At 71.0% G+C, this 24,084-nt stretch carries 23 protein-coding genes; 14 read left to right on the top strand and 9 right to left on the bottom strand.

Going from position 1 to position 24,084, the window contains the following annotated elements:
• Window positions 1–15: 15 nt before the first annotated feature.
• The gene (locus ACV530_RS29215) at window positions 16–654 is read left to right on the top strand and encodes a hypothetical protein (RefSeq protein ID WP_494335646.1); all 639 of its coding nucleotides are present in this window, start codon (window positions 16–18) and stop codon (window positions 652–654) included.
• Window positions 655–789: 135 nt separating this feature from the next.
• Window positions 790–1,413, top strand: coding sequence for a TetR/AcrR family transcriptional regulator (locus ACV530_RS29210; RefSeq protein ID WP_494335689.1), 624 nt, complete (start codon window positions 790–792; stop codon window positions 1,411–1,413).
• 7 nt (window positions 1,414–1,420) lie between these two features.
• Here the strand turns inward: ACV530_RS29210 and ACV530_RS29205 are convergent, their stop codons facing one another.
• Entirely contained in the window at window positions 1,421–2,572 is a 1,152-nt protein-coding gene (locus ACV530_RS29205; RefSeq protein WP_494335645.1) for a lipase family protein, read from the bottom strand.
• 86 nt (window positions 2,573–2,658) lie between these two features.
• A complete protein-coding gene (locus ACV530_RS29200) occupies window positions 2,659–3,747 on the bottom strand; it encodes an AraC family transcriptional regulator (protein WP_494335644.1) in 1,089 nt (362 codons plus the stop codon).
• A 121-nt stretch (window positions 3,748–3,868) separates the two neighbouring features.
• Here ACV530_RS29200 and ACV530_RS29195 point away from each other — a divergent pair, with 121 nt between their 5' ends.
• Window positions 3,869–5,656, top strand: coding sequence for an AMP-dependent synthetase/ligase (locus tag ACV530_RS29195; protein WP_494335643.1), 1,788 nt, complete (start codon window positions 3,869–3,871; stop codon window positions 5,654–5,656).
• Between the two features lie 185 nt (window positions 5,657–5,841).
• On the opposite strand, the gene ACV530_RS29190 is transcribed toward ACV530_RS29195, so the two are convergent.
• Entirely contained in the window at window positions 5,842–6,045 is a 204-nt protein-coding gene (locus tag ACV530_RS29190) for a cold-shock protein (RefSeq protein ID WP_182313849.1), read from the bottom strand.
• 286 nt (window positions 6,046–6,331) lie between these two features.
• On the opposite strand from ACV530_RS29190, the gene ACV530_RS29185 reads away from it, so the two are divergent.
• Window positions 6,332–7,189: a menaquinone biosynthetic enzyme MqnA/MqnD family protein gene (locus ACV530_RS29185; protein WP_494335642.1), complete on the top strand. Its 858-nt coding sequence runs from the start codon at window positions 6,332–6,334 to the stop codon at window positions 7,187–7,189.
• 49 nt (window positions 7,190–7,238) lie between these two features.
• On the opposite strand, the gene ACV530_RS29180 is transcribed toward ACV530_RS29185, so the two are convergent.
• Both ACV530_RS29180 and ACV530_RS29175 read right to left on the bottom strand, forming a co-directional pair.
• Window positions 7,239–8,333 (bottom strand): alpha/beta hydrolase, encoded by a 1,095-nt coding sequence (locus ACV530_RS29180; RefSeq protein WP_494335641.1) that lies wholly within the window; start codon window positions 8,331–8,333, stop codon window positions 7,239–7,241.
• 186 nt (window positions 8,334–8,519) lie between these two features.
• Entirely contained in the window at window positions 8,520–9,635 is a 1,116-nt protein-coding gene (locus ACV530_RS29175) for an alpha/beta hydrolase (RefSeq protein ID WP_494335640.1), read from the bottom strand.
• A 243-nt stretch (window positions 9,636–9,878) separates the two neighbouring features.
• On the opposite strand from ACV530_RS29175, the gene mqnC reads away from it, so the two are divergent.
• The 7 genes from mqnC (at window position 9,879) to ACV530_RS29140 (ending at window position 17,830) form a co-directional block, all read left to right on the top strand.
• Window positions 9,879–11,075, top strand: coding sequence for a cyclic dehypoxanthinyl futalosine synthase (gene mqnC, locus ACV530_RS29170; RefSeq protein ID WP_494335639.1), 1,197 nt, complete (start codon window positions 9,879–9,881; stop codon window positions 11,073–11,075).
• A gap of 7 nt (window positions 11,076–11,082) precedes the next feature.
• On the top strand, window positions 11,083–11,733 hold the full coding sequence (locus ACV530_RS29165) for an amidohydrolase family protein (RefSeq protein WP_494335638.1): 651 nt from the start codon (window positions 11,083–11,085) through the stop codon (window positions 11,731–11,733).
• An 89-nt stretch (window positions 11,734–11,822) separates the two neighbouring features.
• Window positions 11,823–12,440: a Uma2 family endonuclease gene (locus ACV530_RS29160; RefSeq protein ID WP_494335637.1), complete on the top strand. Its 618-nt coding sequence runs from the start codon at window positions 11,823–11,825 to the stop codon at window positions 12,438–12,440.
• 358 nt (window positions 12,441–12,798) lie between these two features.
• Window positions 12,799–13,491, top strand: coding sequence for a demethylmenaquinone methyltransferase (locus ACV530_RS29155; RefSeq protein WP_494335636.1), 693 nt, complete (start codon window positions 12,799–12,801; stop codon window positions 13,489–13,491).
• Between the two features lie 154 nt (window positions 13,492–13,645).
• On the top strand, window positions 13,646–15,748 hold the full coding sequence (locus tag ACV530_RS29150) for a serine/threonine kinase C-terminal domain-containing protein (RefSeq protein ID WP_494335635.1): 2,103 nt from the start codon (window positions 13,646–13,648) through the stop codon (window positions 15,746–15,748).
• An 88-nt stretch (window positions 15,749–15,836) separates the two neighbouring features.
• A complete protein-coding gene (locus tag ACV530_RS29145) occupies window positions 15,837–17,120 on the top strand; it encodes a geranylgeranyl reductase family protein (protein ID WP_494335634.1) in 1,284 nt (427 codons plus the stop codon).
• 35 nt (window positions 17,121–17,155) lie between these two features.
• Window positions 17,156–17,830 carry an alpha/beta fold hydrolase gene (locus ACV530_RS29140; protein WP_494335633.1) on the top strand — a complete coding sequence of 225 codons (675 nt, stop codon included), beginning with the start codon at window positions 17,156–17,158 and terminating at the stop codon, window positions 17,828–17,830.
• Between the two features lie 9 nt (window positions 17,831–17,839).
• Here the strand turns inward: ACV530_RS29140 and ACV530_RS29135 are convergent, their stop codons facing one another.
• The 3 genes from ACV530_RS29135 to ACV530_RS29125 all read right to left on the bottom strand — a co-directional run bounded on the left by ACV530_RS29135 (window position 17,840) and on the right by ACV530_RS29125 (window position 19,978).
• The gene (locus ACV530_RS29135; RefSeq protein ID WP_494335632.1) at window positions 17,840–18,073 is read right to left on the bottom strand and encodes an SHOCT domain-containing protein; all 234 of its coding nucleotides are present in this window, start codon (window positions 18,071–18,073) and stop codon (window positions 17,840–17,842) included.
• A 117-nt stretch (window positions 18,074–18,190) separates the two neighbouring features.
• Window positions 18,191–18,859, bottom strand: coding sequence for a response regulator transcription factor (locus ACV530_RS29130; RefSeq protein ID WP_494335631.1), 669 nt, complete (start codon window positions 18,857–18,859; stop codon window positions 18,191–18,193).
• Window positions 18,860–19,978: a sensor histidine kinase gene (locus ACV530_RS29125; RefSeq protein ID WP_494335630.1), complete on the bottom strand. Its 1,119-nt coding sequence runs from the start codon at window positions 19,976–19,978 to the stop codon at window positions 18,860–18,862.
• Window positions 19,979–20,061: 83 nt separating this feature from the next.
• On the opposite strand from ACV530_RS29125, the gene ACV530_RS29120 reads away from it, so the two are divergent.
• Together ACV530_RS29120 and ACV530_RS29115 are read left to right on the top strand one after the other, a co-directional pair.
• Entirely contained in the window at window positions 20,062–21,969 is a 1,908-nt protein-coding gene (locus ACV530_RS29120; protein WP_494335629.1) for an FAD/NAD(P)-binding protein, read from the top strand.
• A gap of 18 nt (window positions 21,970–21,987) precedes the next feature.
• Window positions 21,988–22,770: a GNAT family N-acetyltransferase gene (locus ACV530_RS29115; protein ID WP_494335628.1), complete on the top strand. Its 783-nt coding sequence runs from the start codon at window positions 21,988–21,990 to the stop codon at window positions 22,768–22,770.
• 88 nt (window positions 22,771–22,858) lie between these two features.
• On the opposite strand, the gene ACV530_RS29110 is transcribed toward ACV530_RS29115, so the two are convergent.
• A complete protein-coding gene (locus ACV530_RS29110) occupies window positions 22,859–23,050 on the bottom strand; it encodes a DUF397 domain-containing protein (RefSeq protein ID WP_494335627.1) in 192 nt (63 codons plus the stop codon).
• A 713-nt stretch (window positions 23,051–23,763) separates the two neighbouring features.
• Between ACV530_RS29110 and ACV530_RS29105 the strand changes: the two genes are divergently transcribed.
• A complete protein-coding gene (locus ACV530_RS29105) occupies window positions 23,764–23,934 on the top strand; it encodes a hypothetical protein (protein ID WP_494335626.1) in 171 nt (56 codons plus the stop codon).
• Window positions 23,935–24,084 lie beyond the last annotated feature (150 nt).

Here is a 24,084-nt window from a genome sequence, read left to right as displayed (position 1 = left end):
TGGGGGGAGAGGGGCATGGGGGACACCAGCTCATACGCGTGGCTGGGTGTGGCCGACGGGGCGGGAGCCGCTGAGGTGCATCGCGCGGCGGCGGCGAGGATCGAGGCGATCGGCCGGAAGTCGGCGTCCGGGTCCATGGATTCCGTCGCGGTCGACCAGGAATATGTGGAGGTGTACAGGGCGGTGGTCGGCGCGCTCGGACTGCGGATGGGGTTCGCCCGGCGCCTCGACGAACGGGGTACGCACCAGGGGGCGGCCGGTATGGGGCCCTATTCCAGCTGGGCGTACGGTCACTCGACGACATCCGCCCCGACAGGCGCTCTCCGAGCCGGGAGCCCGTTGCTGCCCTGCGAGTGCGAGATCTGCGGGTGGTTCCCGGCCGTGCCCGTCACCGCCGCCCGGGTGCTGAGCCTGCTGGTGGTGGCGAAGGTGCACAGCGAGACCAGGATCCTGTGCCGCGGCTGCGGCCTGAATGCCGTGAAGCGGGCGCAGTGGTACACCCAGCTTCTGGGAAGCCTGGGGCCGGGCATCGTCGCGGCCCGGATCAGCGCGGGGAAGAACCAGCGGGTCCTGCGCGCACTGCGTGGATTCGCGTCACCGTACGCGCGCCGTCCGGGCGCGCTCACCCCGGAGACCGGCCCGCGGCGGCCGTAGCCTGATCGTCAAGGCCCGACCGGCTCTCTTGACGTCCCTCCCCACCGTGATATTACCTGCCGGTAAAGTAACGAGTGGCGGAGGGACGTTGTCGTGTCTGCTGCAACTGCACAACGCAAACCCAAGGTCAAGCGCATGCCGCGCGCGGTGCGCGAGCGGCAGATGCTCGATGCCGCGGTGGAGGTCTTCGCGCGGCGCGGGTACAGCGCTGCCTCGATGGACGAGATAGCCGAACTGGCCGGGGCGTCCAAGCCGTTGGTCTACCTCTATCTGAACTCGAAGGAAGACCTCTTCAGCGCCTGCATCCGGCGTGAGGCCGAGTCGCTGCTCGCGGAGATACGGGCCGCGGTGGACCCGGGCGACCCCGCCGAGCGGCGGCTGTGGTGCGGGCTGCGGGCCTTCTTCGCGCACACCGCCGAACATCCCGCCGGGTGGGCGGTGCTGAGCTGCCAGGCCCGTACGCACGGCGAGCCGTTCGCGCTCGTGGTGGCCGGGTTACGGCAGGAGATCCTCGATGTCGTCACCCAGCTGATCGCGGAGACGGCGCGGGCGGCCTGCCGCCAGGGGCCGCTGGCCGAGCGGGAGATCTCCGGGCTGGCGCACGCCCTCGTGGGGGCCGCCGAGTCGCTCGCCGGGTGGGCCAACGACCGTACGGGAGCCGTCCCTTCGGCGCGCGAGACGGCGGCGACGCTGATGAACGTCGCATGGGTGGGGCTGGAGAACCTCATGGGCGGGCGGCGCTGGCCGCCCGCCCAGTGAGGCCGGATCAGCCGCAGTCGCCCCGCGCCGGCCGGTCCGCGAAGCGGTCCGCCAGCCAGTCGGCGGCCGGGACCGACTGGACGATCACCCCGGTGACGTGCCCGGCGAGCGGCAGCGAGGTCCACCGCACCGTCGCGCCCTTCGCGCACCAGTCGGCCCGCAGCCTCTGGCCCACCGCGTAGGGGATCAGCTCGTCGATCACCCCGTGGTAGAGGTACACGGGCCGGGCCGGGGCGTGGGTGCCGAGCGTCGAGGAGCGCAGGACCCGCTGCCAGTCCGGCTCGTACAGCGGGTTGCTGACCGTCACGTCCGAGATCTTCTTGAACAGCCCCGCGATCGCCTCGACGGCCACACAGTGCCGCTTGAGGTAGTCGATGGTGGAGCGGCCCTTGTCGTTGAGGTACTTCTCCAAGTGCAGCTCCGGATAAGCCGCGTTCTGCCCGAAGGCCGACATCAGGACCAGACCCGCGCCGATGCCGCCGTTGTTGAAGTCCGCGACCTTGAGCAGGTCCGCCGGGACGCCGCCGGTCGCCGTGCCCTTCACGTTCAGCTCGGGGGCGTAGGAGTCGTGCAGTTCGGCCGCCCAGCTGCTCGCCTGGCCGCCCTGCGAGTAGCCCATGATGCCGACGGGCGTGTGTGCGCCGAGCCCCGCCTGCGGCAGGCGCAGCGCGGCACGGGCCGCGTCCAGCACGGCGTGCCCCTCGGAGCGGCCCACCGTGTACGTGTGGTCGCCGCCCGTGCCGAGGCCCTCGTAGTCGGTGACGGCCACGGCCCAGCCGCGCAGCGTCAGCAGCTGGATGAGGTTGGCCTCGACAGCCGTGCCGTACGGGAACCCGGCCGACGGGGCGCACTGATCGCCCAGGCCGACCGTTCCGACCGCGTAGGTGACCAGCGGGCGCGGGCCCTCGCGACCGTCCTGCGGGACGATCACCGTGCCGGACACGACGTTCGGCGTGCCCTTGGCGGTGGTGGAGCGGTAGGTGATGTGCCAGGCCCTGGTGTGGGTGGGCTGGCCGGGGAGCGGGTGGAACTCGGTGGGGGCGGCGCTGACGATGTCGCCCGGTTCCCCCGCGGTCCGCGCGGCGGCGGGGCCGCCCGATATGCCCAGCGACACGGCGAGCGCGGTGACCGCGGCGAGGGCGATGGTGCGCAGGTGCATGCGGCTCTCCCAACTGTCCGGTGGTACGCAGCCAGTTGATGCGAACCGTAGTGACCGGCCGGTAAGGAACGAGCTGACCGGAACGCTCAGCTTTGCTGACCGCGCTGGCCGTGCTGGCCGTGTTGGCCGTGTTGGCCGTGTTGGCCGTGCTGCCCCAGGCGGTACGCGCCCGGCGTGCTCCCCGTCCAGCGGCGGAACGCGCGGTGGAAGGCGGTGTCCTCGGAGAACCCCAGCCGCGCCGCGAGCTCCGCGATCGGTTCCGGCCCGCCGGCCAGCCCGGCGAGCGCCGCGTCCCGCAGCACCTGGTCCCTGAGCCGCCGGTACGAGGTGCCCTCCGCGGTCAGCCGCCGCCGCAGCGTCGCCGGGCTCACCGCGAGCCGCGCCGCGAGCTGCCCGGCCTCCGGCAGCCGCACCGGCCGCCCCTCGCGCAGCGCCGCCGCGAACGCGCGGCGCACCTGCTCGGTGACCGTCATGCCGTACACGCGGGGGGTGATCAGCTCCGCGGGGGCGCGCCGCAGCAGCTCGTCCAGGCCCGTCTCGTCCCGCAGGACCGGCGCGGCCAGCCAGTGCGCGCCGAACCCCGCGCCCGTGCGCCCCGCGCCGAAGCGCACGGGGCAGCCGAACACGGCCCCGTACTCGCGCGCGTACGGCGGTGCCGCGTGGGCGAAGTCGGCCCAGAGCAGGGGGATCCGGCGCCCGGTCAGCCAACTGGCCAGCCGGTGCCAGAGGATGAGGACGCACTCGGCCAGGAACCGGCCCTCGGGCGCGCCGCGCAGGTCGTTGCGGAAGGTGAACACGGCCTCGCCGCCGTGCCGTTCGAGCGCGAGGTCGGGGCCGCCGGGGAACAGCCCGTAGAACCGCGCCGCCCGCTCCAGCGCCGCGCCGAGGTCGCGGCAGCCGAGGCAGGCGTGGCACATCATCGCGAATGTGCCGGGTCTGCTGGGCACCGCCGCGAGGCCCATGAACTCGTCGCCGGTGGCCCGGCGCAGCTCGCGCATGAGGCGGGTGAACTGCTCGGGGCTCACCCGCGCCCGGTCGTCCCCGAGCAGCAGCGGCGGGATCCGGGCGCCCTGCAGCAGCGGCACGGTGTCGATGCCGAGGCGCCGAGCGCCGCCGAGCGCCGCCCGTACGCAGTGCACGCTGATCGTCCGGCTGTTCTTTGAAAAACACAGCATCGTGGGCACCCCGTGAGCGTCGAGGTCAGTGGTACTGACTGTTCCGGTCATCCCCCGGGCCCGTAAAGGCTCTCTAGCGTCATCTGTACGAATACGTCAGGGCTCCCAGACGGAGGTGCCAATGCCCGAACGACCCGGCACGCTCGCGGTGTTCACGGAATGGACGGCCGGCCGGTACGGCGGTCTGCCGGCCCTGCGGTTCAGGGCCCGGGACGGCGGCGGCTGGGAGGACGTGGGCTACGACCGCCTGCGGGAGACCGTCCGCACCGTGGCCCGCGGCCTGATGGGCCTGGGCGTACGCCCGGGGGACCGGGTCGCCGTCCTCTGCGAGACCCGCCCGGAGTGGACGTACGCCCACTTCGCGGCCCTCGCCGCCGGGGCCGTCGTGGTGCCGGTCTACCCCTCGGCGGGCGAGGAGGAACTCGCCTGGGCGCTCGGCGACTCGGGCGCCGTCGTCGTGGTGGCGGAGGACGCGGCGCAGGCGGCACGGGTCGCCTCGGTGCGCGCGAAGCTGCCGGAGCTGCGGCACGTGGTGGTGATCGACGGCACCGCCGAAGGCGCACTGGCACTCGGCGCGCTGCCGGACCGCGTGCCGGTGGCCGAGCTGCTGGCGCGGGCGGAGTCCCGTACGGAGGACGACCTCTGCGGCATCTTCTACACCTCCGGCACCACGGGCCTGCCCAAGGGCTGTCGCCTCACCCACGGCAACTTCCTCGCCAACCACGACGCGACCGCCGGCTTCTACGGGGGCGGCCCGGGTGACGTCACTTACCTCTACCTCCCGCTCGCCCATCTGCTGGCCCAGATGGTCCAGTTCTCGGCGCTGGTGCATGGCGAGACGCTGTGCTTCTTCGGCGGCCGGATCGAGGACGTCGTGGCCGAGCTGGCCGAGGTGCGGCCGACCCGGCTGCCGTCGGTGCCCCGGCTCTACGAGAAGGTCCACGCCGGCGTCCTCGCCTTCGCCGAGGCCGGGAGCGCCGGGAGCGCCGACGGCCGGGACCGCCTGGCCCGGGCCGTACGCACCGGCCTCGCGGCGGCGGACGCCCGGGAGCGGGGCGAGGAGCTCACCGGGGAGCTGCGCGGCGCCTGGGAGGAGGCCGAGGAGCGGGTGTTCGCACCCGTACGGGCCGCCTTCGGCGGGCGGCTGGCCTGGGCCGGGTGCGGGGCCGCCCCGCTGGCCCCGCAGACCGCGGAGTTCCTGCGGGCGTGCGGCGTTCCGGTCTTCGAGGGCTACGGCATGACCGAGACGGCCGGGCTGATCTCCCTCAACCACCCGGGAGCGGTCCGGCACGGGACGGTGGGGCGGCCCATACCGGGCTGCGAGGTGCGGGTCGCCAGGGACGGCGAGATCCTGGCCCGCGGCGCGGGGATCTTCCCGGGCTACCACGCCAACCCCGGCGCCACGTCCGAGGCGCTGGACGAGGAGGGCTGGCTGCACACCGGCGACCTGGGCTTCCTGGACCCCGACGGCTATCTGGTGATCACCGGCCGCAAGAAGGACCTGGTCATCACCTCGAGCGGCAAGAACCTCACCCCGTCGCTGATCGAGTTCGCGCTCCAGCAGTCGCGCTGGATCTCGCGCGCGGTCATGGTCGGCGACCGGCGTCCGTACCCGGTCGCCCTGCTCACGCTGGACGCGGCGGAGGTCGGGGCATGGGCGGCGCGGATGGGGGTGGACTTCGGCCCCGAGGGCCCGGCCCGGCACCCTGCCGTGCGACAGCTGTGCCAGGAGGCGGTGGACGCGGCGAATGAGCAGTTCTCCGGACCGGCGAGGATCCGTGCGTTCGCGGTCCTGGCGGAGGATTTCTCGGTGGAGAGTGGTGATCTCACTCCCACACTGAAACTGCGGCGGGCGGCGATCGTCGAACACTATGCCGCTGAAATCGATGCTCTGTACGAACTGCGTTAAATTCCTGTCAATCCTGAGGCGGCAGGGAAAGCAGGGTTCGGCGGGAAGGCGGGGCCCGGCGGGAAAGCAGAAAAGTGGTGCCGGAAAAGACAGGAGCCCCGTTCCCCGCCGAAGCGGGGAGCGGGGCTCCTTGGGTACAGCGCGTCGGCCGCGATCGGCCTGCCGCCCTAGTCGGACCCGAAGGGTCAGGCCGGGGTGACGTTCTCCGCCTGCGGACCCTTCGGGCCCTGCGTGACGTCGAAGGTGACCGGCTGGTTCTCCTCGAGGGAGCGGAAGCCGGATGCGTTGATCGCGGAGTAGTGGACGAAGACGTCGGGGCCCCCGCCGTCCTGGGCGATGAAGCCAAAGCCCTTTTCAGCGTTGAACCACTTCACGGTTCCGGTAGCCATAAGCCCTCCTTGGGCCCAAAAGGGTTGCCCTGCTCCAGAACCTGCGAGAAGTCTGAAAACTACAAAAGCCTGCGGGTTACATGCTCCGCAGGCTCTGTACTGCAAGGGAAACCAAACTGCAACTTGCGGCGAGCCTAGCACGCTCGGTTCTCGGGGCGGAAGAGTCAAAGATCACGCTCAAGGTGGGTTTTCCCGGGGCAGTGGGCGGAAAAGACGGCCCGTTGGGCATGACGCCCGCGCACACCCCGAGGCCGTTCGCGCGCCGGCGCGGGGCTAGCCTCCCGCTGTGGACAATTCTGTATCGGGCCGCACCCGCCCCCGCGTCGGTCACATCCAGTTCCTCAACTGCCTGCCCCTGTACTGGGGCCTCGCCCGTACGGGCACGCTGCTCGATCTGGATCTGACCAAGGACACCCCCGAGAAGCTCAGCGAGACGCTGATCGAGGGCGGCCTCGACATCGGCCCGGTCACGCTCGTCGAGTTCCTGCGCAACGCCGGTGACCTCGTCGCGCTGCCCGACATCGCCGTGGGCTGCGACGGCCCGGTCATGTCGTGCGTGATCGTCTCCCAGCTGCCGCTGGACAAGCTGGACGGGGCGCGCGTCGGACTCGGTTCCACCTCGCGCACCTCCGTGCGCCTGGCCCAGCTGCTGCTCGCCGAGCAGTACGGGGTGCGGCCCGACTACTACACCTGCCCGCCCGACCTCGGCCGGATGATGCAGGAGGCCGACGCGGCCGTGCTGATCGGCGACGCCGCGCTGCGGGCCTCGCTGCACGACGCCCCCCGGCTCGGCCTGGAGGTCCACGACCTGGGGCAGATGTGGAAGGACTGGACGGGCCTGCCGTTCGTCTTCGCCGTATGGGCCGTGCGCCGCGACTACCTGGAGCGGGAGCCGGAGACGGTGGCCAAGGTGCACGAGGCGTTCCTGGCCTCCCGGGACCTGTCCCTGGAGGAGGTCGGCAAGGTCGCCGAGCAGGCGGCTCGCTGGGAGTCCTTCGACGCGGAGCTGCTGGAGCGCTACTTCCGGACCCTGGACTTCCGCTTCGGGCCCGCGCAGCTGGAGGGCGTCCGGGAGTTCGCGCGGCGCACGGGCCCGACGACGGGCTACCCGGCGGACGTACGGGTGGAACTGCTGAAGCCCTGACCCCTCCGGGGAGGGAGCCAGGGCTTCGGGGCGATGAGGGTTACGAGGGTTACGAGACCGGACCCTGCATGTGCTTGCTGATCCACTGGATCAGGCCGCCGGTCTCCATGGCGGGCACGTAGGTGGCCGCGTTGTGCTCGCCACCCGGGATGACGTAGTACTTCGCCTTGACCGGGCCCTTGTTGCCGTACTTGGCGAAGAACTTGTCGATCGGCGGCTTGACCGGCTCGCTGGAGCCGACCTGGAGGCCCAGGAAGACGTCCGGGCCGCCCTTGGCGATCAGCCGCTGGGCGAGCACATTGGAGTTGTTGTCCGCCTGCTCCTTCTCATGGCCCCGCCACAGCAGGGAGTCGGGGACGATGTCCGGGCCGGAGGCGATCACGGCCTTGAACTGGTCCGGCTTCTGCAGCACGGACTTCAGGCCCGCGGTGGCACCGGTGGAGGAGCCGAAGAAGGCCCAGCCGTCGCGCGACTTGACCGTGCGGAAGTTCTCCTTGACCAGCTGCGGGACGTCCTCGGTGAGCCAGGTGCCCATCTTGGGCTGGCCCGGGATGTCGCTGCCGTCCCAGTAGCGGCCCGGCGTCGGGTCGTGCTTGTCGGTGTCGTGGTTCTCCGGGTTGAGCACCGGCATGACGACGATGAACGGCAGGCTCTTGCCCTCGTCCGCCCACTTCTGGATGGACGACTGCAGCTTGAGGTTGGTCCCCATCCAGTAGTTGTTGGGGAAGCCCGCGCCGCCGGGCAGCGCGATCAGCACGGGGAAGCCCTTGTCCTTGTACTGCGGGTCGTCGTACTGCTTGGGCGCCCAGACCCAGACCTTGCCCTTGAAGCCGGACTTCTTGCCCTCGTACGTGGTGACGGCGATCTTGCTGCCGTCCTCGGGGACCGTGCCCGAGACCTTGAAGTCGGCCTTCGGGCCGAGCGGCATCAGAGCCTTGGAGCCCGCCTTCTGCCCGCCCTTGCCGTCGTCCTGGCCGAAGGAGATCGGGTCGCCCTTGTCCGAGAAGACCTCGAAGTAGTCGAGAACCGGGTAGGCGATGCCCCCGAGCACGGCTATGCACACCGCGGTGATGGCCCACCGTTTTGCGCGGGTGGCCCGCCGGTGGCCCTGGGACCGGTACGTCCCACTGGAAGTCTGTGTCATCACGTCGCTCCCGGACGACTCGCTGCCCCGAAGGACATGACAGCTGGTTCTCCCCGTGGAGATGGGCAAAACCGGCCAGGGGGTTCCGGATCGCAACGGCTGTCGCGCTGTGTCACGGTGCGTGGACACAGAAGAGCCCCGACCCTGCGCGGGCCGGGGCTCTGTGGACGTACGGCGTCAGGACCGTCAGGACGCGGGCGTCGGTCCCTGCATGTGCTCGCTGATCCACTGGATCAGGCCGCCGTCGTACATGCCGGGCACATAGGTCTTGGCGTTGTGCTCGCCGCCTTGTATGACGCTGTACTTGGTGTGGATCGGGCCCTTGTTGCCGAACTCGTTCAGGAACTGCTCGATCTTCGGCTTGGCCTGGGCGTCCGAGCCGCGGGTGCCGACCTGGAAGGCGAGATAGACCTCCGGGCCGCCCTTCTTGATCAGCTTCGGGGCGAGGAGCTTGGGGTTGTTCTCCGCCTTCTCCTTCTCGTGGCCCTTCCACAGCGGGGAGTCCGGGACGATGTCCGGGCCGGAGGCGATGATCGCCTTGAACTTGTCCGGCTTCTGCAGGGCCGACTTCAGGCTCGCGAAGCCACCGGTGGAGGAGCCCATCATGGCCCAGCCGTCACGGGACTTGATCGTGCGGAAGTTCGCCTTGATCAGGTCCGGGACGTCCTCGGTGAGCCAGGTGCCCATCTTCGGCTGGCCGGGGATGTCACTGGCGTCGTTGTAGATGCCGTTGTCCGGGTGCGGGTTGAGCACCGGCATGGCCAGGATGAAGGGCAGGCTCTTGCCCTCGTCGTGCCACTTGGAGATGCTCGCCTCGAGCTTGAGGTCGGTGCCCATCCAGTAGTTCATCGGGTAGCCCGCGCCGCCGGGCAGCGCGATCATCACCGGGAAGCCGCTGTTGGCGTACTTGGGGTCCTTGTACTCCTTGGGCACCCAGACCCAGACCTTGCCGGTGAACCCGGACTTCTTCCCCTCGAGGGTGGTCACCGCGATCTTGGTGCCGTCCTCGGGGACCGTGTTGGCGATGGTGAACTTCGCGTCGGGGCCGGTCGGCATCAGCACCGGGGAGCTGGACGACTGGTGCTTGTTGTCCGCCTGCTGGCCGCCGCTCCCGTTCGACTGGCCGAAGCTGATCGACTCGCCCTTGTCCGAGAACAGGTCGAAGTAGTTGAAGTAGCTCAGCACCGGCCACGCTATACCGGCGACCACGGCTATGCAGACCGCGATGATGGACCACCGCTTGGCCTTGGAGGCGCGGCGGTGCCCACGGGACCGGTAGGCCCCGTTTGCTGAGTGCGTCATCGTGTCGCTCCGGACGTTGATGCTGCCCCGAAGGACATGACGAGTCGAGATTCCGCCCTAAGGGAGGGGTAAACCCCGGGGCCGGGTTCCCGCCGTGGCGGTGAATTGAGTCATAGGCAGAAAATCAGGCCCGAGGGCCGCAAAGACAGGGGCGAACGTCCCTGTACCGGCCGCCGCCCGGCCGGTGAAGCCCCTGGCGTAGGCTGGCTCGGTCTGACAGAACACCCTCCGAAGGGACGCCCGGTGACCGAGCACGCCGACCTTCAGTCCGTCCTCGACCGCGCCGCCACCGGTGGCCGGATCACTCCGGAGGAGGCGCTCGAGCTCTACCGCTCCGCCCCGCTGCACGCGCTCGGCGCGGCCGCCGACGCCGCGCGCCGCAGGCGCTACGCGGGCACCGAGCGCATCGCGACGTACATCATCGAGCGCAACATCAACTACACGAACTCGTGCGTCACCGCGTGCAAATTCTGCGCCTTCTACGCCCCGCCCAAGAGCGACAAGGTGTGGACCCGCGACCTCGACGACATCCTGCGCCGCTGCGCGGAGACCGTGGAGCTGGGCGGCACCCAGATCATGTTCCAGGGCGGGCACCACCCCGACTACGGCGTGGAGTACTACGAGGAGCACTTCTCCGCGATCAAGAAGGAGTTCCCGCAGCTCGTCATCCACTCCCTCGGTGCCTCCGAGGTCGAGCACATGGCGCGCATCTCGGGCGTGAGCGCCGAGGAGGCCATCCGCCGCATCCACGCCGCCGGCCTCGACTCGTTCGCGGGCGCGGGCGCCGAGCTCCTGCCGGCCCGGCCGCGCAAGGCGATCGCCCCGCTGAAGGAGTCCGGCGAGCGCTGGCTGGAGATCATGGAGCTCGCCCACAACCTGGGGGTCGAGTCGACCTCCACCATGCTGATGGGCACCGGCGAGACCAACGCCGAGCGGATCGAGCACCTGCGCATGATCCGCGACGTGCAGGACCGCACGGGCGGGTTCCGCGCCTTCATCCCCTACACCTACCAGCCGCAGAACAACGTGCTGAAGGGCCGGACGCAGGCCACGATCTTCGAGTACCTGCGCATCATCGCCGTGGCGCGGCTCTTCCTCGACAACGTGGCCCACATCCAGGGCTCGTGGCTGACGGTCGGCAAGGAGGCGGGACAGCTCTCCCTGCACTACGGCGCCGACGACCTCGGCTCCGTGATGCTCGAGGAGAACGTCGTCTCCTCCGCCGGCGCCAAGCACCGCTCCAACCGCATGGAGCTCATCGACCTCATCCGCAAGGCGGGCCGCGTCCCGGCACAGCGCGCCACGACGTACGAGCACCTGCTCGTCCACGACGACCCGGCGAACGACCCCGTCGACGACCGCGTCGTCTCGCACCTGTCCTCGACGGCGATCGAGGGCGGCACGGCACACCCCGAGCTGAAGCTCGTCCCCTCCGAGTGAGGCCCTCGTGCTGACCGTGCACACGGCCGGGCTGCTGCTGGCCTTTGACGGCAGCGCGCCCGTACCGGACGGCGCGGTCGCGGTGGACGGCGACCGCATCGTGGCCCTCGGGCCGTACGAGCAGGTGGTGACCGCCCACCCGGCGGCCCGCGTGCGCCGCTGGCCGGGCGTGCTCACCCCGGGGCTGCGCCAGTGGCACGGCAAGTGGCTGCTGGAGCGTACGTATCACCCCGACCCCCGCGAGTACGACCGGCTCGGCGACCGCCCGCTGACCGGCGAGCGGCTCGCGGCCCTCGACATGACCGAGACCCGCTGGGCGGGCAGCGTCCGGCGGGGGCTGCAGCAGATGCTGCGGCATGGGACGACGGCGGTGGCCGGACACTTCCACGACCCGGTGGTGCGCACGGCCGTCGCCCGCTCCGGGCTGACGGAGGTCTCCGTCATGGGCGCTCCGGGCGTCTTGCTCGAGGACCCGAACCTCGACCCCTTCCGCAATGCGTACGGCTTTGCAGACGCGGTGGCGGCCCCACTGGCCGTGGGCGCGCGGGCGGACCTCGCCGCCTTCGATGTGCCGGACGAGGCGGCGCTGGTGGCGGCCGGGGCGGGCACGTGCGTGGCGACGGTGCTGGGCGGGCGGCTGGTGCACCGGCGGGCGTGAGTCAGCGCCGTGTCGGACGTCCACTACTTCGGGTGACGCTACCGTCGTATGTGGGACCGCGATCCGCACCCGCGTCCACACTCGCGTCCATGGGAGCAGTGATGACTCTTGGCCGACCGGGCCAGAAGGCCACTCCGGACAACTGGATGTATCCGCCTGCCGAAGGCTGGACGTTCGACCAGGTGAAGGAACTTGAGCTGCCCTTCGACTGGGAACTCGTGGACGGAGTGATCGTGGTTCGTGGGCAGACAAAGCTCTGGCACGACGAGGTGCGTGACGAACTGCGCTACTACCTCCGGCAGGCTGCACCGTCCATGTACCGGATCAATGTCGAGCGCTGCGTACTGCTTGAGGACAGGACGGTTCTCAAGCCCGATGTGGCTGTCTGCGAGAGGCAGGGGCTGGGACTCCTCGACACGGAGTGCACTCCTGTTGGCCGGGTGAAGCTGGCTGTGGAGGTCGTGTCGCCCGGGTCCCGGAGCGATGACCGCATTCGCAAGCCTGCACAGTTCGCTCAGGCGGGGGTGCCGTTCTATTGGCGTGTTGAGCTGGAGAAGGATCTGCGTCTTGCAGTGCACGAGTACTGGCTGCCCGCTGATTCGACCACGTACATCCCCGCGCCTTTGCACCCGGTACACCAGGAAAAGCTCGTCACCGAGTTTCCGTTCCCTGTAGAGATCGACCTGACTGCCCTGCTGGAGTCGTGAGTCGTCAGTGATCCGTAAGGACCCCCGCCCCACCCGTCAGGGCCGCGCTAAGGGGAACCTTTACCACCGCTTCCGCCCGGCAGGATGATCTCCGCGGGGACGGCCGCTCCGGCCGCTCCGCGGTGCGAGCTCGAGGGCCCGGACGCCCGGCGCATACGCCGGCGGGCCGCAAAGACGCGCACTGCCGGTGAAGAGGGCCGCGTCACCCGGAGGGTGACGGGGCCGGGAGGGACCGGCAGTCCTGAGGGGGCGCGGGGGCCCTTGCAGGAAGGCGCAGTCCGCACCGCGGGCGGCCACCCTTCCCGAGGGTGACCGTCCCCGTCCAAAGCACTCGGACCCCGTGGTGAACAATGAGGGAATGACCCGAGCCTCCCTGGACAAGCAGCCGCACGAAGTCGCCGCGATGTTCGACGACGTGGCGGCCAAGTACGACCTGACCAACGACGTCCTCTCGCTCGGCCAGGCCCGGCTGTGGCGCAAGGCCGTGGCACAGGCCGTCGCCGCGCGCCCCGGGGAGAAGGTGCTGGACCTCGCGGCCGGTACGGGTACCTCGTCGCTGCCCTTCGCCGAGGACGGCGCGTACGTCGTCCCCTGTGACTTCTCCGTCGGCATGCTGCGCGAGGGCAAGAAGCGCAACCCGTGGATGCCGCTGACGGCGGGGGACGCGACCCGGCTGCCCTTCGCGGACGGGGTGTTCGACGCCGTCACCATCTCCTTCGGGCTGCGGAACGTCCAGGACACCGACGCCGCGCTGCGCGAGATGCTGCGGGTGACGAAGCCGGGCGGGCGCGTGGTGATCTGTGAGTTCAGCCGCCCCACGTGGGCTCCGTTCCGCACGGTCTACACCGAGTACCTGATGCGCGCCCTGCCGCCGGTCGCCCGTGCGGTGAGCAGCAACCCGGACGCGTACGTCTACCTCGCCGACTCCATCCGCGCCTGGCCCGACCAGAGCGCGCTCGCGGCGCGGCTGCAGCAGGCGGGCTGGACGAAGGTCGCGTGGCGCGATCTGACCGGCGGCGTGGTCGCTCTGCACCGGGGCACGAAGGACTGAAGAACCCCTGAGCAGCGTGCGGTAGTTCGGTAAACTCGCCCGGCCCCCCACGGCACGACCCCCACGGCCCAGTACTCGCCCCCTTTCCGGAGCGCTCATGCCGTTGTATTGCCCTGCCTGTGGTTCGCCGTTCGCGTCGGACGCCCTTTTTTGCATGAAGTGCGGCAAGGCGCGGCCTCATCCGGCGGGGGCGGGCGGGGTGCCGCCCATACCCACCGCACCGCCGCCGCCCGCTCATGCCCCGCACGCTCCGTACACCCCGTACGCCCCGTATGCGCAACAGCCCCAGCAGCCCTCGCCCGCCGGGCAGTTCGTGCGGCGGGTCTTCACCGGCGACTGGGCGGGCTCCGTGCGGGCCGCGCTCTGGCCGGTGGGCGTGCTGCTGGCCACCGCGGTCGTGCTCTCGCTGGGGTCCGGCACGGAGGAGTCCGGCAACTGGACCACGCGCTTCCAGACCGCCATCGCCGCACTGCTGCAGGGTCTCGGCGCCACCTTCGACATCGAGGCGACCAGTTCCTCCGGACTCGTCAGGGGCGGCGGCTCGCTGTCCGTCTGGCTGCTCTCCCTCACCGCGCTGTGGACGGCCGCGACGGTCGTCGGCGCCCGCGGACTGCGCCGCACCCGCCCCGCCTGGACCGCGAGCAGCGGTGCGGAGGCGGCGCTGCGGAGCGCGCTGCTGGCCGCCGCCGTGGTGCTGGCGCTCGGCCTGTACGGGCAGCCGGACTTCGGGAACACCTCGGTCTCGACCACCCCGGTGCTCGCCGCCCTGGGCGCGTTCGGCCTGACCGCCGCGCTCGGGGGCGCGGTCCTGTGCCGTGACGCGCTCGCCACCCGGCCGGGCGCGGGCGTACAGATGGTGATCCGGGCGTGGGGCACCGCACTGCGCGCCCTCGCCCTGGCGGTGGGGCTGTGCGCACTGGCCGACTTCGGGATTGTCCTCTACAACGCCCGCCATTTCGACAGCGGTTGGGACTTCCTCTACGCGGCCGCGCTGCTGGGCAATCTGGCGGCGTTGTCGCTCGGGGTCTCCTGGGGCGCCGACGTGGAGAACGTGACCGGCGGCCTCCGCATCGCCGGCTGGGAGCCCAGCGCCGGCCTCTCCCAGATCGGTGAGGTGTGGGGTGCCTGGGCCCAGGTGGGCGTGGTGGCCCTCGGTGTGCTCTGTGCGCTGATGCTGACGCTGATGGTGGTGCGCCGCGCGACCGCGGGTGGTGTCGAAGCGGTGCTGTCCGGGGTGTTCTTCCTGGCGGCCGTGTGGCTGCTGGGGCTCGTCTCCGGCGTCACGCTCCGGATGTCCGGCGGGAGTTCGTTCTCCAGCCTGAGCTACAGCGACATCGACACCGGCATCAACGCGGGCGAACTGCTGCTCTTCGGGCTGCTGTGGACGGCGGGCGCGGTGCTGCTGGCCGTACTGATCCGCGGCGCTCGCGGCGGTGCGTCCGGGCTGCCGTCCGGCCCGTACGCACCGCCCATGCCGGGGTACGCGCCGCCTGCTCCCATGGCGCCGCCCGCCCATCAGCCCACGGCCGTCGATGGCGCGCCCTTCCTCGCCCCCGCCGCCGCGCAGAGTCGCCGGCGGGCTCTCGGCTGGGCGGCTGTCGGCCTGGCCGCCTTCCTGGTGGGTGGTGCGGTCGCCGCGGGTGTGCTGCTCGCCGGGGAGGACGGCGGCAAGAGCGACTCCGCCGAGGGGAAGGGCTCCACCTCCACCTCCACCGTCCACAGCCCGGAACCCTCTCCCTCTGCGAGCGCCACCCCGTTCGCGACTCCCGAAGCCACTCCGTCCCCCACCGCCACCCCTCCTCAGGGCGAACCCCCCGTCGGCTACGAGCGGGTGACCGACCCCGCCGGTTTCTCCGTCGCCGTGATCAGGGGCTGGACCCGCGAGGAGAAGGGCAACGGCCAGATCGACTACCACGGCCCCACCGGCGCCGAGGGCCTGCGCATCGGCATCCTCAAGGGCACCGGGCAGTCCGCGTACGACCACTTCCTCGAGATGGAGAAGGTCGTCTCCCGCCAGGACGGCTACCAGCGGGTCCGGCTCGAGCGGAACACCTTCCAGGGCAGGCCCGGCGCCCGGTGGGAGTGGACCTGGAAGGACAGGAGCACCGGCCGTCCGATGCGCGCCGCGGACCAGGCGTACGTGGACGCGTCCGGCACCGAGTACGCGATCCTCTTCCAAGGGCGCGACTACTTCGTCTCCGGCAACACGAGCAACACGACGTTCCAGACGGCACTGGACTTCTGGTCCGCCGGCTGATCGGCCGGACCGCCGACCGTCCGCCGCCGTCCGGCTCATAGACTCGGCCACGACCATCCCCTCGCCGAACCGAACCGGGAGCGCAGTCGTGACCGAGTCCTCTGCCGAACACGCCGCCGATGTGATCGTGGTCGGTGCCGGGCCCGCCGGCTCCACCACGGCGTACCACCTCGCCAAGGCCGGGCTCGACGTGCTTCTCCTGGAGAAGACGGCCTTCCCGCGCGAGAAGGTCTGCGGCGACGGCCTCACCCCGCGCGCGACCAAGCAGCTGGTCGCGATGGGCATCGACATCTCCGAAGAGGCGGGCTGGCTGCGCAACAAGGGCCTGCGGATCATCGGCGGCGGTGTCCGTCTCGAGCTCGACTGGCCCGAGCTCGCCTCCTTCCCGGACTACGGACTGGTCCGCAAGCGCGACGACTTCGACGAGCAGCTCGCCCGCCAGGCCGTGAAGGCCGGCGCCCGGCTGTACGAGCGCTGCAACGTCGGCGCCCCCGTCATCGACGACCGTACGGGCCGCATCACCGGGGTCGAGGCGAAGCTCGGCGAGGAGAAAGCTCCCGTCACCTTCCACGCCCCCCTCGTCGTCGCCGCCGACGGCAACTCCTCGCGGCTGTCGCTCGGCATGGGCCTGCACCGGCGCGAGGACCGCCCGATGGGCGTGGCCGTGCGCACGTACTTCACCTCGCCCCGCCACGACGACGACTACCTCGAGTCCTGGCTCGAGCTGTGGGACCGGCGCGGCGCGCAGGACCGGCTGCTGCCGGGCTACGGCTGGATCTTCGGCATGGGTGACGGTACGAGCAACGTCGGGCTCGGCGTGCTCAACACCTCCGCGTCCTTCAAGGAGTTGGACTGGCGCGAGATCCTCAAGGCGTGGTGCGCCTCCATGCCCGAGGACTGGGGCTACACCCCCGAGAACATGACCGGCCCCATCCGCGGCGCCGCCCTCCCCATGGCCTTCAACCGCCAGCCGCACTACACCCGCGGCCTCCTCCTGGTCGGCGACGCGGGCGGCCTGGTCAACCCCTTCAACGGCGAGGGCATCGCCTACGCCATGGAGTCGGGCCAGATCGCCGCGGACGTCATCGTCCAGGCGCACGCCCGTGCCTCGTACTCGGGACGCGAACTGGCCCTGCAGCGCTACCCGAAGGTCCTCAAGGACACCTACGGCGGCTACTACACGCTCGGCCGCGCCTTCGTGAAGCTCATCGGCAACCCGAAGATCATGAAGCTTGCGGCCGAACGCGGTCTGACGCACCCGCTGCTGATGAAGTTCACGCTCAAGATGCTCGCCAACCTCACCGACCCGACGGGCGGCGACGCGATGGACCGCATCATCAACGGCCTGAGCAAGGTGGCGCCGCGCTCCTGAGACGCTGGACGCTTTGGCGTGAGATCGTTGTGAGCATGATCAACTTCATACTCATCCCCGGTGCGTGTCACGGCGGTTGGTACTTCGAACCGCTCGCCGAGCGGCTGCGGGAGCACGGGCACACCGCGCACAGCGTGACCCTGACCGGCCTGGGTGAGCGTGCCCACGAGCTCACCGGGTCGGTCAACCTCGACACTCACATCCAGGATGTCGTGGATCTGCTGGAACGCGAGCAGATCGAGAACGCTGTGCTGGTCGGCCACAGCTACGCCGGAATGGTCGTCCGAGGTGTCGTCGACAAGGCGCCCGAGCGGGTCGACGCGGTGGTCTACGTGGACGCGTTCATGCCCGGCGACGGGGATTCGGCGTGGAGCGTGACCACCGACGCCCAGCGCGAGTGGTACATCAACGGCGCGTCGGCCGACGGCATCGGCATCGAGCCCTTCGCCTTCCTGGACCCACGCACCACGCCGCATCCGCTGGCGAGCGCGGTCCAGCGGCTCCGGCTCACCGGAAACCAGGACGGGCTCCGCCGCCGGGACTTCGTCTTCGCGGCCGATTTCCCCGACAGCCCCTTCGAGCGCTTCTACGAGCAGCTGCGCGAGGACCCGGCCTGGCACGTCCACGCCCTCGCCTGCGGCCACAACGTCATGGCCGGGGCACAGGACGACCTGCTGCGGATCCTGCTCGACGGCGTGCGGCACGGCTGACGGGCACGGTCAGCGGTCCGTCCCCGAGGTCTCGCGCAGTACGGACGCCCGGCGCCAGTACTCGTCCTCGTCGATCTCGCCGGTCGCGAACCGGCGGTCGAGCAGGGTCATCGCCTCGCCCTGCCGCACGGGGCCGCGTGAGCGGAGCCGCCCCGTGCGGCGCAGCAGGGTGACCACGCCGAAGGCGACGGCCGCCCAGACGAGCGGGACGAACAGGATCCAGGGTCCGGGTCCGTGGTGCATGTCGGTCAACTCCTCGATGAACGCATGGTGCTTGATGTCATCGAGGGTCCTCGCCGGGCGGCCCGAGGGCATCGTACGGCGGGAGCGATCCCGGCTGCTTCCGTGGGAGTACGGCCGTCAGCCGAGCCAGCCCGGACGGACCAGCCCGGACTCGTAGGCGAGCACGACGAGTTGGGCCCGGTCGCGGGCGCCGAGCTTGACCATGGCGCGGCTGACATGGGTCTTGGCGGTGAGCGGGCTGACGACGAGCCGGCGGGCGATCTCGTCGTTGGAGAGCCCGATGCCGACGAGCGCCATCACCTCGCGCTCGCGCTCCGTGAGCCGCTCCAGCCGCGCCGCCGCGGCGGGCCGCTCCTTCGAACGGGCGGCGAACTCGGCCATCAGGCGGCGGGTGGCGCCGGGCGACATCAGGGCGTCGCCGGCCACCACCGCCCGTACGGCGCGCACCAGTTCATCGGGCTCCGTGTCCTTGACGAGGAAGCCGGAGGCGCCGGAGCGGATCGCCTCGAAGACGTACTCGTCGAGTTCGAAGGTGGTCAGTATGACCACCTTCACCTCCGCGAGCGCCGGGTCGGAGGTGATCCGGCGGGTGGCGGCCAGCCCGTCGAGCACCGGCATGCGGATGTCCATCAGGACGACGTCGGGCCGGAGCCGTACGGTCTGCCGCACCGCCTCCTCGCCGTCGGCGGCCTGTCCGACGACCTCGATGCCGTCCTGCGCGTCCAGCAGCGCGCCGAAGCCCGCCCGCACCAGCACCTGGTCGTCCGCCAGCAGCACCCGGCTCATTCACCCTCCCGTCCCCACGGGCAGCCGGGCGGCCACCCGCCAACCGCCGTCCCCGCGCGGGCCGGCGGTCACCGTACCGCCCAGCCCCGCGGCCCGTTCGCGCATCCCGACCAGCCCGTTGCCGCCGCTCTCGCCGCCGCCGGTCGCCGGACCGTCGTCGTCCACGCTCAACTCGAGGACCCCGCCGGCATGCCCGACGCGCACCCGGGCGGTACGTGCCCCGGAGTGGCGGACGATGTTGGTCAGCGCCTCCTGGACGATGCGGAACGCGGCGAGGTCCACACCGGGCGGCAGCGGGCCGCCGGTGCCGTCGACCGCGAGCTCGATCCGCAGCCCGGCGGCCCCGGCCTGCTCGGCCAGTTCGCTCAACCGGCCGAGTCCGGGCGCCGGTTCGCGCGGCGCAGCGCCCGGCGCACGCAACGCGGCCAGCACCTGACGCACTTCGCCGAGCGCCTCCTTGCTCGTCGCCCTGATCGTGGCGAGCGCCGTACGCGCCTGCGCGGGGTGCTCGTCGAGGAGCGCGAGCCCCACGCCCGCCTGGACATTGATGACGGAGAGGCTGTGCGCGATGACGTCGTGCAGCTCGCGGGCGATCCGCAGCCGCTCCTCGTCGGCACGCCGCCGCTCGGCCTCGGCACGCTCCCGGCGCGCCCGTTCGACCCGCTCCAGCCGCACCCGGGCGAGCTCGGCGGCGGCGCCCACGACCAGCAGCCAGGCGGTGATCCCGGCCTCCGGCCCCCAGGCGGACGCCGCGACGCCGGACGGCAACAGCCAGTGGGCGAGCACCAGATGCCCGGCGTAGAGTGCACCGAGTGCGGCCCACGCATCGCGCCTGCGGCCCCGCAGCACGGCCGAGAAGAACGCCACCACCGGGCTGATGAACACCGGTCCGTAAGGAAAGCCCGCCGCCAGATACGCCAGCGTCGCGGCGACGGTGCCGTACGCGGCGACGGCGGGCACCCGATCGCGCAGCGCGAGCAGCACGGGGCCGACGACCAGCAGGAGACAGCCGAAGGCGTTCAGGTGCACATGGCCGGTCTGATGCCGGTCCACCGCGGTGGACCCGGCGAGCTGGACGGCCAGCACACCGAGCGCGGAGAAGAGTACGCGGTAGGGCACGGCACCACGCTACCTGGCCAATTCGCATGCCTCTGGCGGATGTTGCCGCCCCTGGTGCACCATCCGTATCCGTCTGCTGACGGATGCCGGCGGATGCCGGCGGAGCAGGGTCACCCGTGGAGGGAGCGCGTCTCGTGGAGATATGCGTCGTGGGAGCCGGGCCGCGCGGCCTCTCCGTGCTCGAGCGGCTGTGCGCCAACGAACGGGCCGCACCCGCGCACGGCGCGGTGACCGTCCACCTGGTCGACCCCGCCCCGGCCGGCGCGGGTGCCGTCTGGCGGACCGATCAGTCGCGGCACCTGCTGATGAATACGGTCGCCTCGCAGATCACCCTCTACACGGACGCCAGTTCACGGATCGACGGCCCCATGGAACCCGGCCCCACACTCCACGAATGGGCACGCCTGCGCGGCCGCACCGACATCGGCCCCGACACCTACCCCACCCGCGCCTTCTACGGACGCTACCTGCGCGACTGCCTGCGGAGCGTGCTCGCCGCCGCCCCTCGCCACATCGCGGTACACCTGCACCGCACCCGCGCCGTAGCCCTGTCCGGCAACGGCCCGCAGAGCGTCCGCCTCGCGGACGGCACCCGCCTGGACGGACTCGACGCGGTCGTCCTCGCCCAGGGCCACCTGCCCGTCCGCCCGACACCGTGCCAGGCCCGCACCGCCGACCTGACACGACGGCACGGCCTGTCCTACCTCGCCCCGGGCAACCCGGCCGACGCGCGGCTCGGCCGCATCGCCCCCGGCGAGGACGTCCTGCTGCGCGGCCTCGGCCTCAACTTCTTCGACTACATGGCCCTGTTCACAGCCGGCCGTGGAGGAACGTTCACTCGCACCACCTCCGGCAGTCTGCGCTACACCCCCTCCGGCCGCGAACCTCACCTCCACGCCTTCTCCCGACGCGGCGTCCCGTACCACGCGCGGGGCGAGAACCAGAAGGGCGCCTCCGGCCGCCACACCCCCCGCCTGCTCACCCCACGACGCATCGCCGAACTCCGCAGCAGACAGCTCCACTTCGGCCGCGACCTATGGCCCCTGATCGCCGCCGAGGTCGAGAGCGTCTACTACGGAACCCTGCTGCGCACCCTCGGCCGTGCCTGCGACCGCGACACCTTCACCGACCGCTACCTCTCCGCCGGTGCGGGCGCCGAACGCGAGCAACTCCTCGACACCTACGGCATAGCCCCGCAGCAACGCTGGGACTGGGAGCGCACAGCCACTCCCCACAAGGGCCGCGACTTCGCCGACCGCGACGACTTTCGCGACTGGCTGCTCGACCGCCTGGCCGACGACGTCCGCGAGGCCCGCGCCGGCAACGTGGCCGGCCCGTTGAAAGCCGCCCTCGACGTCCTGCGCGACCTGCGCAACGAGATACGCCTGGCCGTGGACCACGCCGGACTGGACGGAACCTCCCACCGCGACGAACTCGAGCACTGGTACACCCCGCTCAACGCCTTCCTCTCCATAGGCCCGCCCGCCTCCCGCATCGAGGAAATGGCCGCCCTCCTCGAGGCAGGCGTCCTGGAGGTCACCGGCCCCGGCACCCAAGTCCGCCTCGACACCACCCGCCGCCCGGCCTTCGTCGCCGACTCCCCCCTGGTCCCGGGCCCGCCCGTACGCGCGTCCGTACTCATCGAGGCCCGCCTCCCCGAACCCGACCTGCGCCGCACCGAAGACCCTTTGCTGCGGCACCTGTTGGCGACGGGCCAGTGCGCCCCGTACCGCATCCCGTCCTCCGCCGGTCCCGCCTACGAAACCGGCGGCCTCGCCGTCACCACCCGCCCCTACCGCGTCCTCACCGCCGACGGCCACGCCCACCCCCACCGCTACGCCTACGGCGTCCCCACGGAATCCGTCCACTGGGTCACCGCGGCGGGCACCCGCCCCGGGGTGGACTCGGTGACGCTGTCGGACGCGGACGCGATAGCGCGGGCGGTACTCCGGGGCACAAATCCCGTTGCAGCGAGCCGCACCCACTGCTGAGCTGCCCCCATGGAACCCATGGACAAGACATCCGTACTCCGCGAGTACGACACCCGCATGCGCGAAAACGCCCGCCCCGACACCCCCGCCTCCCACATCGACCGCACCGCAAACCTCGTACGCCACGTCACCCCCGAGGGCCCCGGCTGGAACGGCATCATCTGGTCGGACCTCGACGAGTCCACCGCCGACGCGACCATCGCCGAACAGATCGACTACTTCACCACCCTCGGCCAGGATTTCGAGTGGAAGCACTACTCCCACGACTGCCCTGCCGACCTGGCCGACCGCCTCCTCGCGGCCGGCTTCCAGCCCGACGAGCCGGAAACCCTGATGGTCGCCGAGATCACCGACGAGATCACCAAGGCCACCCCACCCGAGGGCATCCAACTCCGCCGGGTCGCCGACGAGTCGGACGTGGACCTCGTCATGGACGTCGGCCGCCAGGCCTTCGGCGCCGACAACCCGAGACTCCGGCACACACTGCTGACCGAGCTGGGGTCGGACACCCTCATCGCGTACCTCGCCATGGCCGGCGACGTCCCCGTGAGCGCGGCCCGCATCGAGCTCTGCCCCGGCACCGGCTTCGCCGGCCTCTGGGGCGGCGGCACGGTGGAGGCCTGGCGAGGCCGCGGCATCTACCGCGCCCTGATCGCCCACCGCGCCCGCCTCGCCGCCGACCGCGGCTACCGCTACCTCCAGGTCGACGCCATGGCCCCGAGCCGCCCGATCCTGCAACGGCTCGGGTTCGCCGCCCTGGCCGTGACCACGCCGTATGTGTACGAAGTCCCGCAACGCTGACTTATGGCCGAATGCTGATCCTGTCGGCCCCGCTCTGTACCCTGCGGGGCCGGGGAGGCGCGTGACGTCGATGGCGTCGCAGGACGAGTCAGCGGCAAAATGTCCCGGCCTTCACGCCTGATATGAGCCCGGCAAGGCGTACTGGGGTAACAGTGAGGACGGCTTGCGGGGCGGTACTTTCACGTATGAGGACGACGAGGCTGTCGAGGGCGACTTCGATACAGTCCGGGCCTTCGCCTCCGGAGAACGACGATTTCTGCCAACCAATAGATGCGTCCATGTCCGAGTTCCTTACAGTTCTCGCGCAATGTGATGGATGAGCTGGCGTGACTCCGCGTTGTGGCTGGCGGTGCGAGGGCGGGTGTCCCCGCAGTCCACTGTCCCTGGTCGTTCAGCGGGGCGCTGATGCTGTACACGTCGCTGAGCTGTGGCCGACGCCGGCGAATCGGGTACCGGTTTCCGCACGGCTAGGGGCGGTTTTCGGGGGGAAAGCGGTACCCGACTCGCCGGTCACCCTTCGCGGCGGGAACGGGAGCGGTACCTGGGGCTGTTGATGCGCGGCGAGTGGTTCGCCGTTCAATAGCGGTGATTCGTCACGTGACAAACAAGGAGCATTCGATTCCGGGAACGTAACTTCCCCACCGCTGAAGGGTTGCAGCCCGGCAAGCCGCCCGATCGCCGCCGGCGCCCGGCCCCCCACCCGCCGCCGCGCCTCTTCGCGTGCGCGCAACGGCGAAATGGGGGTGGACGGCCGAGCACCCGTCACGTAAACCGCCCACAGCTGCCGCATGAGCCGCGCAGCGGCGAAGTGCCCACCCCGGCCTACCGGGAGCTCGGCCCTCGCGCGCTGAGGAGAGCTTCCCGGAGCAGCGGATGGGGCCTGCCCCGGATGCCGAGAGGCACGGAAGCCATACCCATGCGAATCTGGAAAAGCCGGGTATCGGCGTTACATCTTCCGATCTCTGATCTCCGATCTTGCAGGAGTGAACGCGCATGGGCAGCAAGGACCAGAAGCAGCGCAAGGACAAGGTCCAGCAGGAGCGGCAGCGGGGCCAGCAGGCCAAGGACAAGGCGCAGCAGGCCAAGGACAAAGCGCAGCAGAGCAAGGGGCAGCAGTCCTCTGGTGACGACACCTTTGGCGAGTCCAGCATGGATGTCTACTAGCCAAAGGCCAGTGCCGACGGCCATCCGTGCCGCCGCGGGCGTGGTCCACGGCGGCCGTGGTCAGGCCGGTGATCAGTGGGGGAAGTGGCCTCGTCTGGCCCACCGCACCGAACTCGTGCAGCCGGTCAACTCGACTAGGTCGGCTGGGAA

This window comes from Streptomyces sp. SX-6, from assembly GCF_059089585.1.
The sequence above is the reverse complement of the archived record's forward strand: the minus strand, read 5'-3'. Positions and strand labels throughout refer to the sequence as shown.

Excerpts from the sequence above, each read along its gene's own strand:
- ACV530_RS29120 (WP_494335629.1), top strand. The coding sequence starts at position 20,062 with ATGCCGGCGGATGCCGGCGGAGCAGGGTCACCCGTGGAGGGAGCGCGT.
- ACV530_RS29200 (WP_494335644.1), bottom strand. The coding sequence starts at position 3,747 with ATGCTGTGTTTTTCAAAGAACAGCCGGACGATCAGCGTGCACTGCGTA.
- ACV530_RS29190 (WP_182313849.1), bottom strand. The coding sequence starts at position 6,045 with ATGGCTACCGGAACCGTGAAGTGGTTCAACGCTGAAAAGGGCTTTGGC.
- ACV530_RS29140 (WP_494335633.1), top strand. The coding sequence starts at position 17,156 with ATGATCAACTTCATACTCATCCCCGGTGCGTGTCACGGCGGTTGGTAC.
- ACV530_RS29130 (WP_494335631.1), bottom strand. The coding sequence starts at position 18,859 with ATGAGCCGGGTGCTGCTGGCGGACGACCAGGTGCTGGTGCGGGCGGGC.
- ACV530_RS29135 (WP_494335632.1), bottom strand. The coding sequence starts at position 18,073 with ATGCACCACGGACCCGGACCCTGGATCCTGTTCGTCCCGCTCGTCTGG.
- ACV530_RS29110 (WP_494335627.1), bottom strand. The coding sequence starts at position 23,050 with ATGGACGCATCTATTGGTTGGCAGAAATCGTCGTTCTCCGGAGGCGAA.
- ACV530_RS29150 (WP_494335635.1), top strand. The coding sequence starts at position 13,646 with ATGAAGTGCGGCAAGGCGCGGCCTCATCCGGCGGGGGCGGGCGGGGTG.
- ACV530_RS29210 (WP_494335689.1), top strand. The coding sequence starts at position 790 with ATGCCGCGCGCGGTGCGCGAGCGGCAGATGCTCGATGCCGCGGTGGAG.
- ACV530_RS29180 (WP_494335641.1), bottom strand. The coding sequence starts at position 8,333 with ATGACACAGACTTCCAGTGGGACGTACCGGTCCCAGGGCCACCGGCGG.
- ACV530_RS29160 (WP_494335637.1), top strand. The coding sequence starts at position 11,823 with ATGGGAGCAGTGATGACTCTTGGCCGACCGGGCCAGAAGGCCACTCCG.
- ACV530_RS29195 (WP_494335643.1), top strand. The coding sequence starts at position 3,869 with ATGCCCGAACGACCCGGCACGCTCGCGGTGTTCACGGAATGGACGGCC.
- ACV530_RS29215 (WP_494335646.1), top strand. The coding sequence starts at position 16 with ATGGGGGACACCAGCTCATACGCGTGGCTGGGTGTGGCCGACGGGGCG.
- ACV530_RS29155 (WP_494335636.1), top strand. The coding sequence starts at position 12,799 with ATGACCCGAGCCTCCCTGGACAAGCAGCCGCACGAAGTCGCCGCGATG.
- ACV530_RS29175 (WP_494335640.1), bottom strand. The coding sequence starts at position 9,635 with ATGACGCACTCAGCAAACGGGGCCTACCGGTCCCGTGGGCACCGCCGC.
- ACV530_RS29115 (WP_494335628.1), top strand. The coding sequence starts at position 21,988 with ATGGACAAGACATCCGTACTCCGCGAGTACGACACCCGCATGCGCGAA.
- ACV530_RS29205 (WP_494335645.1), bottom strand. The coding sequence starts at position 2,572 with ATGCACCTGCGCACCATCGCCCTCGCCGCGGTCACCGCGCTCGCCGTG.
- ACV530_RS29105 (WP_494335626.1), top strand. The coding sequence starts at position 23,764 with ATGGGCAGCAAGGACCAGAAGCAGCGCAAGGACAAGGTCCAGCAGGAG.